This is a genomic window from Streptomyces sp. NPDC020490, from assembly GCF_044335305.1.
Taxonomy (GTDB): domain Bacteria; phylum Actinomycetota; class Actinomycetes; order Streptomycetales; family Streptomycetaceae; genus Streptomyces.
Map to the genome: position 1 here is coordinate 37,849 of NZ_JBIRUY010000011.1, position 13,007 is coordinate 50,855.

A 13,007-nucleotide genomic window follows, 5' to 3' on the forward strand; every position below is an offset into this window, starting at 1 on the left:
CGTATCGGCGCCCGCACGGCTCAGCGCAGCTCCTGGATGCGGACCAGGTTGCCCGCGGGGTCGCGGAACGCGCAGTCGCGGACGCCGTACGGCTGCTCGGTCGGCTCCTGGACGACCTCGGTGTCACCGGCCTGCACCTTCTCGAACGTGGCGTCGAGGTCCGGGGTGGCCAGCAGGATCCAGCCGTAGGTGCCCTTGGCCATCATCTCGGTGATCGTGCGGCGCTCGTCCTCGGTGATGCCGGGATCGGCCGCGGGCGGTGCCAGAAGGATCGACGTGCCCGGCTGACCGGCCGGGCCGACCGTGATCCAGCGCATCCTGCCCTGCCCGACATCGCTGCGGACCTCGAAGCCGAGGACGTCGCGGTAGAAGGCGAGCGACGCGTCCGGGTCGTCGTGCGGAAGAAAGGTGGTGTGGATGGTGATGTCCATGGCGATCAGGCTAGAGCGACTTCGAGAACCGGGCTTCTCGATTCCTGATCGGTCCGACACGCCGGACGTTCACGGGCACGGCCGGCCGGGCGCGGTTCTGTCCGGGGTGGGCCCGGTCTCGCCCGGCCTGTGGGTCCGGGTGGTGCGGGGGAGCGGGCATGCCGACGCCGGTCCGACCGGGAGGTGCGGACCGGCGTCGGAGAGGGGGCGGTCAGTCGTCGCCGTCGCCCGAATCGGTCGCGGACTTCGAGAAGCCGCCCGTCCAGGCGGCCTTCGCGCCGGAGTCGCCGATGCGGTAGACGTCGACGACGGCGCCCGCCGCCACCACGACCGACAGCACCAGGGCCGCGACGCGCACGATCGTCGCGGAGCGGGGCGCGGTCCCCTCGGCGGGCGTCCGGCGGGTCGTCCACCAGATCACCGCCGCCAGCACGAACAGGCCCACCACCCACGGCAGCAGCCCGTCGCCCAGCTCGGTGTGGCGCCGGATGAGGGCGCTGCTGGTCACGCGCTCCTCCAGCCACTCGCCGGCCTCCGTGGCCAGCGGCACGCTCCCCAGCGTCACCAGGGCCAGCAACGGCAGCACCAGGCCCATGCGGCGAGCGGCCTGCGGCCATATGGCGCCCACCACGAGCGCCAAGGCCGTCAGCGGCACGAGCACGACGACGAGATGGACCAGGAGAACATGTGCGGGCAGGCCGTTGATGGTGCTCATCAGGCGTTCCTCCAAGGGGGGTTCGGGGCGGCGCCAGACTGGCACAGAAACCTCTCAGGTTCCTCTCAGTCCCATCTTCGCCCCGGCATGTGCGTCATGCCGTCGCCGCCGGCGGCGCCAGCTGCCGGGCCAGCCACGTCGGTACACCGCCCAGCAGCCGGTACAGCCGCCGCGCCTCCTCGCGCAGCCGCGAGGCCTCCGGTTCCACCTCCGCGTCGGCCAGGGACGCCAGCGCCGGAGCCGTCCCGACCAGGTAGCCCAGTTCCTCCCGGATGCGCAGCGACTCGGCGAAACCGTGCCGCGCCTCCGCCAGCTCCCCGTCGCGCAGCGCGAGTCCGGCGAGGTGCCGCCAGGTGAACGACAGCAGCAGCGGGTCGGCGTGCGCGGTGGCCCCCGCGTGCGCCCGCCGGTACGCCGCACGGGCGGCCTGCGGTGAGCGGGCGAGGTTCTCGGCGAGCAGCCCGCGCCGGAAGTCCAGCACCGCCCGCCCCGCCGCCCCCGGCGGGATCAGCGCCGCCGCCCGCCCGAGCGCGGCCCGCGCCTCGTCGGCCCGGTCGCGCACTCCGTGCAGCGTCGCCGCGTACGCAAGTTGCCCGCGTTCACAAGCGGCGGCGCCCCGCTCCTCGTCGCCCTGCGCGAGCGCCTCGGCCGTGCGCAGCGCGTCCTCGGCCTCCTCCCACCCCTGCTCGGTGTACAGGCACTTCTCCACCATGAGTGCCGCCCGCTGCAGCGCGGTCGCCGGGGTGTCCGGTCTCAGCAGTGCCGCCGCGTCGGCCCAGCAGGCGCGTGAGCGCAACCGCCATACCGCGGTCTGGAGGGGATCGTCACCAGCGGTCGTTCCGTTACCAGACATGGCGGTATACGCCACATTGCCCTCCCCGAGCACGCCATCGAGCTGTTGAGTGGTGGCCGCATTCCAGCACCAATCACCACGTCGGGCCAAGGGGCTGGGTGAAGGATTTCACAAAGTCGTGGGACGCGGACGGCACTTGGTGCCACCACGTTCCTTCCCGCGCCGGCCTCAGCTCATCCGCAGCGCCAGGAAGAAGTCGAGTTTGTCCTCCAGTCGCGACAGGTCGCGGCCCGTCAACTGCTCGATCCGCCCCACCCGGTAGCGCAGCGTGTTGACGTGCAGGTGGAGCCGGGTCGCGCAACGCGTCCAGGAGCCGTCGCAGTCGAGGAACGCCTCCAGGGTGGGGATCAGCTCCGCGCGGTGGCGGCGGTCGTACTCGCGCAGCGGTTCCAGCAGGCGGGCGGTGAAGGCGCGGCGGACGTCGTCGGGGACGAAGGGGAGCAGCAGGACGTGGGAGGCCAGCTCCTGGTGCCCGGCCGCGCACACCCGGCCCGGCCGGGCCGCCGCCACCCGGCGGGCGTGCCGCGCCTCCTCCAGCGCGCCGCGCAGGCCCTCCGCCGAGTGCACGGCCGCGCTGACGCCGAGCGTGACCCGCCCGTCGTCGTCCAGACCGGCCGACAGCGGCTCGCGTACGGACTCCAGGAGCGCCTCGGCGAGGATCCCGGTCTCGGAGCCGTCGTGCTCGGCGGAGACGGCGGGCAGCGGAACGAGGGCGACCGCCTCGTCGCCCGCGTGGGCCACGGCGATGCGGTCGGACGGCTCGATGCCCGTGGACAGCGGGTCGACGAGGATCTCCTCCAGCAGCGCCTGGGCGACCGGACCGGTCTCGATCTCGCCGGCCGGCCGCCCACCGCCACCGCCACCGCCCTCGGCCGAGGCCGAGGAGGCCGAACCCGAACCCGCCGCCCCTTCCGGCTCGGTTCCAGCCCCGGCGCCCTGCCGCTCCCACTCCACCCGCGCCACCACGACCTGCCAGTGCGGGGCGGCGCCGAGGCCGGGCAGCAGCACCGGCGCCGCCACCCGCAGACGGGCGGCGATCTCGGTGGGCACCGCGCCCGTCTGCACCAGTTCCAGCACCTCCTGCGCGAGTCGGCGCCGTACCGTGCGCGCCGCGTCCCGCCGGTCGCGCTCGACCGCGATCAGCTGGGTGACGCCCTGGAGCAGGTCCAGCCGCTCCGGGGGCCAGTCCGCGGCGTCCGCCTCGACGGCCAGCAGCCAGTCCGACAGCACCGTCTCGCGCACGTCGCGCGAGGCGCGGCCGCCGCTGCGCACGGGGAACAGCGAGTACGTCGCCGGGCCGAGCGTCACCCGGTGCGGCCCGCGCCGGCCGGTGCGGGACGCGGCGAGGTGCTCGGCCGCCAGCCGGGCGCAGACGTCCGCGGGCAGCGCGGGGGCCGCCGTCTTCGGACCCGCGACGATCCGGCCGGTGGGGGACAGCACCCAGGCCCGCAGGTCCAGGTCGGAGCCGAGCAGGTCGAGCACCACGTCCGGGCCGCCGCCCGCCGGTCCCGAGGTCATCATCCGGCGGTGGCGGTCGACCACGGCCGCGAGGTCCCCGGCACGCTCGCCGGACACCTGCCGCACGACGTGCTCGGTGATCGTCGCGAACGCCACCGACTCGTGCACGGCGAACAGCGGCAGCCGGTGCCGTGCGCACGCCACGACGAGGTCCTCGGGCACGTTCCCCAGTTCGGCCTCGCCGGCCGCCAGCGCGGCCACCCCGGCCTGCACCAGGATCCGCACGAACGGCTCGGAGTCGGCCGCGTCCCGGCGCCACGCCAGGCCGGTGAGCACCAGCTCCCCGCCCGAGAGGTAGCGGCTGGGGTCACGCAGGTCGGTGGTCATCACGCCGCGCACGGTGCGGTCCAGCTCGTCCTCGCCGCCGAGCAGCCTGAGGCCCAGCGCGTCGGTGTCCAGCAGTGCGCGCAGCCGCATTCTCGTCGCCGCCGATCTTCGTCTCGAAACCTGCGAGGGTCCGTGAGGGGACAGGGAGGGCGCGGCGCGAGCCGGTGCGCGAGCCGCGTGGCCGATGGCCGGGTTGTTTCCCGCGTTTCCGTGGGAAGACGATGAGGTTACTGAGGTCCTCTGTTCATATGAATCTACAAGATGACCCCCGTGGCCAGCCAACTCCTTCATGTCTTCCGTGACTGACCCCGGTGGAGTACGGCGCTGTGTACTGACCGCACTCCGCGTCAACAGCACATGACGAGCCCAGCCCGCCGCACCGGATCCGGCTCGATCCGCACGCCCCCGAGACGAACAAGAGGCCGTCATGGACTTCCTTCGCCCCGCCAGCTGGGAGGAGGCGCTCGCCGCGAAGGCGGAGCACCCCACCGCCGTGCCGATCGCGGGCGGCACCGACGTCATGGTCGAGATCAACTTCGACCACCGCCGGCCCGACCACCTCCTCGACCTCAGCCGCGTCGGCGACCTCTACGAGTGGGAGACCGGCGAGGAGACGGTCCGGCTCGGCGCCTCCGTCCCCTACACCAAGATCATCGAGAATCTGCGCGCCGAGCTGCCGGGACTCGCCCTCGCCGCGCACACGGTCGCCTCCCCGCAGATCCGCAACCGCGGCGGCGTCGGCGGCAACCTGGGCACGGCCTCCCCGGCCGGCGACGCCCACCCCGCCCTGCTGGCGGCCGGCGCGGAGATCGAGGCGGAGTCGGTGCGCGGCACCCGGCTGATCCCCGTCGACGAGTTCTACACCGGGGTCAAACGCAACGCGCTCGCCCCCGACGAGCTGATCAGAAGCGTGCGCGTGAAGAAGGCCGACGGCCCGCAGCAGTACTCCAAGGTCGGCACCCGCAACGCGATGGTCATCGCCGTGTGCGCCTTCGGCCTCGCGCTGCACCCGCGCACCCGGACCGTCCGCACCGGCATCGGCTCGGCCGCCCCGACCCCCGTCCGGGCGAAGGCCGCCGAGGAGTTCCTGGCCGCCGCCCTGGAGGAGGGCGGCTTCTGGGACAACGGCCGGATCATCACCCCGTCGGTCGCCAAGCGGTTCGCCGACCTGTGCGCCGCCGCCTGCAACCCGATCGACGACGTCCGGGGCACCGCGGACTACCGGCGGCACGCGGTCGGCGTCATGGCCCGCCGCACCCTGACCTGGGCCTGGGAGTCGTACCGCTGCACCGCCGCCGGCACGGAGGGAGCAGCCTGATGCGCGTCACCTTCACCGTCAACGGACGCCCGCAGGAGGCCGACGACGTGTGGGAGGGCGAGTCCCTGCTGTACGTGCTGCGTGAGCGGCTCGGCCTGCCCGGCTCGAAGAACGCCTGCGAGCAGGGCGAGTGCGGCTCGTGCACCATCCGCCTGGACGGCGTGCCGGTGTGCGCCTGCCTGGTCGCCGCCGGCCAGGCCGAGGGCCGCGAGGTCGTCACCGTGGAGGGCCTGGCGGAGTACGCCGCGCGGCGTGCCCGGGAGACGGGCGCGGACGGCACCTCCCCCGGCCCCGGGGAGCCGGGGGACAGCGTGTCCAGGGCCGGAGAGGACACCGTCGCCCAGCCCGGAGGCGGCACCGGTCTCGCGCCCGTGCAGCAGGCGTTCCTCGACGCGGGCGCCGTCCAGTGCGGCTTCTGCACGCCCGGTCTGCTGGTCGCCGCCGACGAGATGCTGGAGCGCAACCCGGACCCCACCGACGCGGACATCCGCGAGGCCCTCTCGGGCAACCTGTGCCGGTGCACCGGCTACGAGAAGATCATGGACGCGGTCCGCCTCGCGGCCGCCCGGCAGAGTGAGGGGGCCTGAACCGTGCCCACCCCCACGTCCGGCACCGCCCGAACGGGAGACACCACCGCCGGCGCCCCCACCGGCGCCCGCGACAGCACCCCCGCCGGCGCCCCCACCGGACTCACCCAGCAGTCCCGCACCGAGGGCGGCATCGGCGAGTCCACGCTCCGGCCCGACGGCACCCTGAAGGTCACCGGCGAGTTCGCGTACTCGTCCGACCTGTGGCACGAGGACATGCTGTGGGGCCAGATCCTGCGCTCCACCGTCGCGCACGCCGAGATCGTCTCCATCGACACGAGCGAGGCCCTGGCGACCCCCGGCGTGCACGCCGTCATGACGTACGACGACCTGCCGGCCGACGTGACCCACTACGGCCTGGAGGTCCGGGACACCCCCGTCCTCGCCCACGGCAAGGTGCGCCACCACGGCGAGCCCGTCGCGATCGTCGCCGCCGACCACCCGGAGACCGCCCGCCGCGCCGCCGCGAAGATCAAGGTCGAGTACCGCGAGCTGCCCGTCGTCACCGACGAGGCCTCCGCGACCGCCCCCGGCGCGCCCCTCGTCCACGACCACCGCACCGACGACCACGCCCGGCACGTCCCGCACCCGAACATCCTCCACCGCCAGCCCATCGTCCGCGGCGACGCCGCCGGGGCCGCGCGGAAGGCCGATGTGATCGTCACCGGCGACTACCACTTCGGCATGCAGGACCAGGCTTTCCTCGGACCGGAGTCCGGCCTCGCCGTGCCCGAGGAGGACGGCGGCGTCCACCTCTACATCGCCACCCAGTGGCTGCACTCCGACCGGCGCCAGATCGCCCCGGTGCTCGGCCTGCCCGAGGAGAAGGTGCGCATGACGCTGGCCGGCGTCGGCGGCGCCTTCGGCGGCCGGGAGGACCTGTCGATGCAGATCCACGCCTGCCTGCTGGCCCTGCGCACCGGCAGGCCCGTCAAGATCGTCTACAACCGCTTCGAGTCCTTCTTCGGCCACGTCCACCGCCACCCGGCCCGCCTGCACTACGAGCACGGCGCCACCGCGGACGGCAGGCTGACGCACGTGAAGTGCCGGATCGTGCTCGACGGCGGCGCGTACGCCTCCGCCTCCCCGGCCGTCGTCGGCAACGCCGCCTCCCTGGGCGTCGGCCCCTACCGGGTCGACGACGTCGACATCGAGGCCCTCGCCCTCTACACCAACAACCCGCCCTGCGGCGCCATGCGCGGCTTCGGCGCGGTCCAGGCCTGCTTCGCCTACGAGGCCCAGATGGACAAGCTGGCCGCACGGCTCGGCATGGACCCGGTGGAGCTGCGCCGGCTGAACGCCATGGAGCAGGGCACCCTCCTGCCGACCGGGCAGCCGGTCGACTCCCCGGCCCCGGTCGCCGAACTCCTGCGCCGCGTCAAGGCGATGCCGATGCCGCCGGAACGGGCGTGGGAGTCCAGCGAGGGCGTCGACGTACGGCAGCTGCCCGGCGGCCTGTCCAACACCACGCACGGCGAAGGCGTCGTCCGGGGCGTCGGCTACGCCGTCGGCATCAAGAACGTCGGCTTCTCCGAGGGCTTCGACGACTACTCCACCGCCCGCGTCCGCATGGAGGTCGTCGCCGGCGAGCCCGTCGCCACCGTCCACACGGCCATGGCGGAGGTCGGCCAGGGCGGCGTCACCGTCCACGCGCAGATCGCCCGCACCGAGCTCGGCGTCGCCCAGGTCACCATCCGCCCGGCCGACACCGGCGTGGGCAGCGCCGGGTCCACGTCCGCGTCGCGGCAGACGTACGTCACCGGCGGCGCCGTGAAGCACGCCTGCGAGCTGGTGCGCGAGAAGGTGCTGGAGATCGGGCGGCGCAAGTTCGGCTCCCACCACCCGGCCTGGGCGACGGCCGAACTGCTGCTTCAGGGCGGCAAGGTCGTCACCGACGGCGGCGAGGTCCTCGCCGGCCTGGCGGACGTCCTCGAGGAGGAGGCCGTGGAGGTGGTGGAGGAGTGGCGGCACCGGCCGACCGAACCCTTCGACCGGCGCACCGGCCAGGGCAACGGCCACGTCCAGTACTCCTTCGCCGCGCACCGCGCCGTCGTCGAGGTCGACACCGAACTCGGGCTGGTGAAGGTGATCGAGCTGGCCTGCGCCCAGGACGTCGGCAAGGCGCTCAACCCGCTGTCCGTCGTCGGCCAGATCCAGGGCGGCACGGCGCAGGGGCTGGGCATCGCCGTCATGGAGGAGATCGTCGTCGACCCGAGGACGGCGAAGGTGCGCAACCCCTCCTTCACGGACTACCTGATCCCCACCATCCTCGACACCCCGGCCATCCCCGTCGACATGCTGGAACTCGCCGACCACCACGCCCCGTACGGGCTGCGTGGCGTCGGCGAGGCGCCCACCCTGTCGTCCACCCCGGCCGTCCTCGCGGCGATCCGGGCCGCGACCGGACTGGAGCTGAACCGGACGCCGGTACGGCCGGAGCACCTCACCGGTACCGCGTGAGAGCCGAGGAGGCCACCGGATGCTGGACATCGCCGAGGAGCTGAACCGGTGGGCCGGCCAGGGACGCGACTTCGCCGTGGCCACCGTGGTGGCGGTCGGCGGCAGCGCCCCGCGCATGCCGGGCGCCGCCCTCGCGGTGGACGCCGACGGCACGGCGGTCGGCTCGGTCTCCGGCGGCTGCGTGGAGGGCGCGGTGTACGAGCTGTGCCGGCAGGCCCTGCGGGACGGCGAGAGCGTCCTCGAGCGTTTCGGCTACAGCGACCAGGACGCCTTCGCCGTCGGCCTGACCTGCGGCGGCGTCATCGACGTCCTCGTCACGCCGGTCCGGGCCGCCGACCCGGCCCGCCCGGTGCTCGCGTCCGCGCTCGCCGACGCCGCGCACGGCCGGGCGGCGGCGCTGGCACGGGTCGTGTCCGGCCCGGCGGACCTCACCGGCCGCGCCCTGCTGGTCCGCGCCGACGGCACGCACCAGGGCGGCTTCGGCGGGCATCCGGACCTGGACCGCACGGTCGCCGCCGAGGCGTCGGCGTTCCTCGACGCCGGCCGCACCGGCACCGTGGAACTCGGCGCGCGGGGCTCGCGCTGCGGTACGCCGCTCACGGTCCTGGTCGAGTCCCGCGTACCCCCGCCCCGCATGATCGTCTTCGGCGCGATCGACTTCGCGTCGGCCCTGGTCCGCGTCGGCAAGTTCCTCGGCCACCACGTCACCGTGTGCGACGCTCGGCCGGTCTTCGCGACCCGGGCCCGCTTCCCGGAGGCCGACGAGATCGTCGTCGACTGGCCGCACCGGTACCTGGAGCGGACGTCCGTGGACGCCCGCACGGTGCTGTGCGTGCTGACCCACGACGCCAAGTTCGACGTACCCCTGCTCCGGCTGGCGCTGCGCCTCCCGGTCGCCTACGTCGGCGCGATGGGCTCCCGCCGCACCCACCTGGACCGCGACGCGCGGCTGCGGGAAGCCGGCCTCACCGACGCGGAACTGCGCCGCCTGCGCTCGCCGATCGGCCTCGACCTGGGCGCCCGCACCCCGGAGGAGACGGCCCTGTCGATCGCGGCGGAGATCGTCGCCACCCGGCGCGGCGGCACCGGCCTGCCCCTCACCGGAACACCCACCCCGATCCACCACGACCAGTCCCCGGCGGCCGCGAGGCGTGTCGCGTTGTCGCGGCGGGGGTCACGGGCGTCGTAGCAGGCGGTCGGCCGCGCGGCCGAAGACGTAGTGCGACGTGCGGGCGACCACCGGGTCGAGGAGGCCGGGGAGCGGACGGACGTCCAGTTCCTCGTGCCAGCGCACGCGGCTGCGGCCGCCCGGTCCCGGGCCGACCTCCAGTTCGGCCCACCCCGTCACGACCCGGCCCCGCTTCTCCAGCCGGCACAGGCCCGGCGTGTCCGGCGTCGGCGGCCGCCACACCGTGACTTCCATGGGGTCGTCGAAGGCGAGCGGGCCGATGCCCGAACGGGCCACGAAGACCGTGCCCACGCGGGTCGGCGGCGGAGTCGTCACGGTGACACGGGTCAGCGGAACCACCTCGCCGTGGCGAGGCCATTCCGTCAGGCGCCGCCAGGCCTCGTGGGGAGGGAGCGGCGCCGTGCGTTCGAGGAGGAAGGTGGCCACGGCACGATCGTAGGGAATCCGGGCTGCTCGACCGGGTTCCCGCCGGCAGGCCACCGGGTTGTCCGGGGGCGCGCGGGCCCGCCGAGCGCCCCCGGACGGCCCCTTCCCGCGCCTTTTGATCGCCCCGCGCGGGTCCGGTGGCCCGGAAGTCACCCGGAGTGAACATCATTGGTGCGGCCTTTATGGCGAGTGGTCTCCACGTGTTTGAGGCGCCTTCTCCCTGGCACCCGGCGCACTCCAGCCCGCACACGCCGCCCGTGACGGAGCCCGTGCCATGCACCTGCTTGGGATCAACGACCTGTTCCACGACCCGGCCGCCGCTGGGGTGGTGGACGGCCGCGCCGTCGCCGCCACCGAGGAGGAGCGGTTCAGCCGCCGCGAGCACGGCAAGCGCCCCCTGCCCTTCTCCGCCTCCGCCTGGGAGCTGCCCGAGCCGTCCGCGCGCTGGTGCCCGCGCCGAGCGGGCCTGCGGGCGGAGGAACTCGACGCCGTCGCCTCCCCCCTCGGCTCCGGGGCGGCCCGCCCGGCCCGCGACGTGGGCCCGGACAACCCCCGGGACCCGCTGCGCCCCGAGTACGCCCGCCGCGCCCCCGACGAGCGCGACGAACCGCCGTCGGCGCGGATGCCCGCCGCCTTCGAGCGGCGCACCGGACCGCCGGCGATGGCCGGCACCGGCCTCGACACCGCCGGCCGGCCCATGGCCGGCGACCCGCGTGACGCCCCGGAGTGCTTCGGCCCGGCGCCCGTGGACCTGCTCGCCGTCGGACCGTACGCGGCGCGCCGGGGGAGGGCGTTCGGATGACCGACTACGCCGTCGTGATCCCCACCCTGGTGCGGGACACCCTCGCCGACTGCCTCGCGGCCCTCGCCGCCGCGACCGGGCCCCGGCCCGAGCAGATCCTCGTCGTCGACGACCGGCCCGGACCCGCGCCCGACCCGGCCGCGCTGGCGCACCCCCTCAGCGTCCTGGGCGACCTGCGGGAGCGCACCGTCGTGCTGCACAGCGGCGGCCGCGGCCCGGCCGCCGCCCGCAACACCGGCCTGCGCGGGGTCACCGCGCCCTGGGTCGCCTTCCTCGACGACGACGTCCAGGCCGGCCCGCACTGGTGCGCCCAGCTCACCGAGGACCTCGCCGAGGCGTCCCCGGACACCGCCGGGGTGCAGGGCGTCATCGCCGTACCACTGCCCGGCGAGCGCCGCCCCACCGAGTGGGAACGGGGCACCGCGGCACTCGCGCAGGCCCGGTGGACCACCGCCGACATGGCCTACCGCACCGACGCGCTGAAGTACGTCGGCGGCTTCGACGAGCGCTTCCGGCACGCCCTCCGCGAGGACGCCGACCTCGCGCTGCGCGTCCTCGACGCCGGCTGGCGCATCCGGCAGGGCCGCCGCACGACGCGCCACCCGGTCCGACCCGCCTCCCGCTGGGTCTCCCTGCACGCCCAGCGCGGCAACGCCGACGACGCGCTCATGCGCCACCTGCACGGCCCCGACTGGTGGGAGAGGGCGTACGCCCCGCGCGGCCGGCTGCGCTCCCACCTCGCCGTCACCGCCGTCGGCGCCGCCGCGTGCCTCCTCGCCGCCGCCGGGTACCGGCGGCCGGCCGCGGCCTGCGCGGCCGGCTGGGCCGCCGGCACCGGCGAGTTCGCGTGGGCGCGCATCACCCCCGGGCCGCGCACCCGTGAGGAGGTCGTCGCCATGCTCGCGACCAGCGCGCTCATCCCGCCCGCGGCCACCTGGTACTGGCTCGGCGGGCTGTGGCGGCACCGCTCCGCCCCGGCCTGGCCGGAGGTGGCGTCGTGACCCAGGAGACCATTCCCGGCCCCGCCGTCACCCGCGACGGGCCGCCCGCCGTGCGGACCGTCCTGTTCGACCGCGACGGCACCCTCGTCGAGGACGTCCCCTGCAACGCCGACCCGGACCGGGTGCGCCCCGTCGCCGGCGCCCGTGAGGCGCTCCGCCTGCTGCGCGCCCACGGCATCCGCACCGGCGTCGTCACCAACCAGTCCGGCGTCGCGCGCGGCCTGCTCACCGCCGCCGACGTCCGCCGCGTCAACCGGCGCGTCGACGACCTCCTCGGCCCCTTCGACGTGTTCGCGGTGTGCCCGCACGGCCCCGACGACGGCTGCCACTGCCGCAGACCGGAGCCCGGCATGGTGCTGTGGGCGTGCGGTCGGCTGTGCACCCCGCCCGAGCGCTGCGTCGTCGTCGGCGACATCGAGGCCGACGTGCAGGCCGCCCGCCGGGCGGGAGCCCACGGGATCCTCGTGCCGAACGCGCGCACCCGCCCCGAGGAGACGGCCCGCGCCGACCACGTGGCGCCGGACCTGACCACGGCCGTGCGGGCGGTGCTGGCCGGGCCGCAGCGGGGGCGCGTGATCGCCGACGAACGCCCGATCGCGAACGCCTTCGACACGAGCCGGAGGACGCGATGAAGGCACGGGTCGCCCGAGTCGACAGCTTCGGCGACGTCCCGCTCGCCGGAGCCGTCCCCGGCGGCCTGCTGCCGCCCCGCCCGCACGCCCCGTCCCCCGTGCCGGGCGCCGTCGTCGTACACCCGGGCGCGGGGGCGCCGTCGCACGGCCGGCCCGTCGAGCGGTGCGCGGCCGTCGCGCGCACGGTGCGCACGGTGCGCACGGCAGGTCACCGGGGCGTCGTCACCGGGGGGCCGGGCTAGACGAACCGGTGGCCCGGATCGCCGAGTTCGCCGGTCTGCCCGGCGCCGGACCTGTTCAGTACCGCACGCCGCGCGAGCGCCCGCGACGGACTCCGTGACGCGTGAGACCGGACCGGGAATGATCCGCGCGTCCGGGGGAGCCGACCGCCGGCGGACCGCTCTGGCGCCCCGTGCGGACCGCCCCGACCGTGCGGTCCGCCCCCTGCCCCGGTCACCCTGGTGCCCCGGTCGCCCTGGTGCCCCGGTCACCCCGGCCACCCGGTCACCCCGGCCACCCGGTCACCCCGGCGCCCCGGACGGGACGACCGGGTCCGCGTCCCGGGACCGTCCGCCCGGGGGCAGGGACCATAGGCCCCTGCCCCGCCGCACAGCCCTGCCCGGACAGTTGCAGGGGAACGGACCGCACGCCGTGGCCCGGCCCCGCCGGGTGACGCCGGTACGACCGCGAAACCGTGACAACCGCGAGAACCGCGAGAACCGCGAGAACCGCGAGAACCGCGAGAACC

General features: G+C 75.3%; 12 protein-coding genes and 1 pseudogene. 8 read left to right on the plus strand and 5 right to left on the minus strand.

Annotation, left to right across the window (positions count from 1 at the left end; genetic code table 11):
* Positions 1-20: 20 nt before the first annotated feature.
* The 4 genes from ACH4ZX_RS13970 to ACH4ZX_RS13985 form a co-directional block, all read right to left on the minus strand.
* A complete protein-coding gene (locus tag ACH4ZX_RS13970; RefSeq protein ID WP_398271905.1) occupies positions 21-431 on the minus strand; it encodes a VOC family protein in 411 nt (136 codons plus the stop codon).
* A 211-nt stretch (positions 432-642) separates the two neighbouring features.
* Positions 643-1,146, minus strand: a complete 504-nt coding sequence (locus tag ACH4ZX_RS13975; protein ID WP_398271907.1) for a DUF2231 domain-containing protein — start codon at positions 1,144-1,146, stop codon at positions 643-645.
* Between the two features lie 94 nt (positions 1,147-1,240).
* Positions 1,241-2,014 (minus strand): hypothetical protein, encoded by a 774-nt coding sequence (locus ACH4ZX_RS13980; protein WP_360742693.1) that lies wholly within the window; start codon positions 2,012-2,014, stop codon positions 1,241-1,243.
* A gap of 153 nt (positions 2,015-2,167) precedes the next feature.
* On the minus strand, positions 2,168-4,366 hold the full coding sequence (locus tag ACH4ZX_RS13985; protein WP_398271909.1) for a PucR family transcriptional regulator: 2,199 nt from the start codon (positions 4,364-4,366) through the stop codon (positions 2,168-2,170).
* Here ACH4ZX_RS13985 and ACH4ZX_RS13990 point away from each other — a divergent pair.
* From ACH4ZX_RS13990 to ACH4ZX_RS14005, 4 genes are all read left to right on the plus strand, one after another.
* Positions 4,272-5,162 (plus strand): FAD binding domain-containing protein, encoded by an 891-nt coding sequence (locus tag ACH4ZX_RS13990; RefSeq protein WP_398271911.1) that lies wholly within the window; start codon positions 4,272-4,274, stop codon positions 5,160-5,162. The genes ACH4ZX_RS13985 and ACH4ZX_RS13990 overlap by 95 nt on opposite strands.
* Positions 5,162-5,749 carry a (2Fe-2S)-binding protein gene (locus ACH4ZX_RS13995; RefSeq protein WP_398271913.1) on the plus strand — a complete coding sequence of 196 codons (588 nt, stop codon included), beginning with the start codon at positions 5,162-5,164 and terminating at the stop codon, positions 5,747-5,749. The genes ACH4ZX_RS13990 and ACH4ZX_RS13995 overlap by 1 nt, the downstream gene beginning before the upstream one ends.
* A gap of 132 nt (positions 5,750-5,881) precedes the next feature.
* Complete coding sequence (gene pucD, locus ACH4ZX_RS14000; protein WP_398272132.1) at positions 5,882-8,209, plus strand: xanthine dehydrogenase subunit D; 2,328 nt, start codon at positions 5,882-5,884, stop codon at positions 8,207-8,209.
* 19 nt (positions 8,210-8,228) lie between these two features.
* Entirely contained in the window at positions 8,229-9,398 is a 1,170-nt protein-coding gene (locus ACH4ZX_RS14005) for an XdhC family protein (RefSeq protein WP_398271915.1), read from the plus strand.
* On the opposite strand, the gene ACH4ZX_RS14010 is transcribed toward ACH4ZX_RS14005, so the two are convergent.
* Positions 9,384-9,824 (minus strand): SRPBCC family protein, encoded by a 441-nt coding sequence (locus ACH4ZX_RS14010; RefSeq protein ID WP_398271916.1) that lies wholly within the window; start codon positions 9,822-9,824, stop codon positions 9,384-9,386. The genes ACH4ZX_RS14005 and ACH4ZX_RS14010 overlap by 15 nt on opposite strands.
* 274 nt (positions 9,825-10,098) lie before the next feature.
* Between ACH4ZX_RS14010 and ACH4ZX_RS14015 the strand changes: the two are divergent.
* From ACH4ZX_RS14015 to ACH4ZX_RS14030, 4 genes and pseudogenes are all read left to right on the plus strand, one after another.
* Positions 10,099-10,419: pseudogene (locus tag ACH4ZX_RS14015) on the plus strand (carbamoyltransferase N-terminal domain-containing protein); the annotation flags it as partial.
* A gap of 203 nt (positions 10,420-10,622) precedes the next feature.
* The gene (locus ACH4ZX_RS14020; RefSeq protein ID WP_398271918.1) at positions 10,623-11,627 is read left to right on the plus strand and encodes a glycosyltransferase family 2 protein; all 1,005 of its coding nucleotides are present in this window, start codon (positions 10,623-10,625) and stop codon (positions 11,625-11,627) included.
* Positions 11,624-12,259 carry a D-glycero-alpha-D-manno-heptose-1,7-bisphosphate 7-phosphatase gene (locus ACH4ZX_RS14025; RefSeq protein ID WP_398271920.1) on the plus strand — a complete coding sequence of 212 codons (636 nt, stop codon included), beginning with the start codon at positions 11,624-11,626 and terminating at the stop codon, positions 12,257-12,259. The genes ACH4ZX_RS14020 and ACH4ZX_RS14025 overlap by 4 nt, the downstream gene beginning before the upstream one ends.
* Positions 12,256-12,501 carry a hypothetical protein gene (locus ACH4ZX_RS14030; RefSeq protein WP_398271921.1) on the plus strand — a complete coding sequence of 82 codons (246 nt, stop codon included), beginning with the start codon at positions 12,256-12,258 and terminating at the stop codon, positions 12,499-12,501. Before ACH4ZX_RS14025 ends, ACH4ZX_RS14030 begins: the two co-directional genes overlap by 4 nt.
* Positions 12,502-13,007 lie beyond the last annotated feature (506 nt).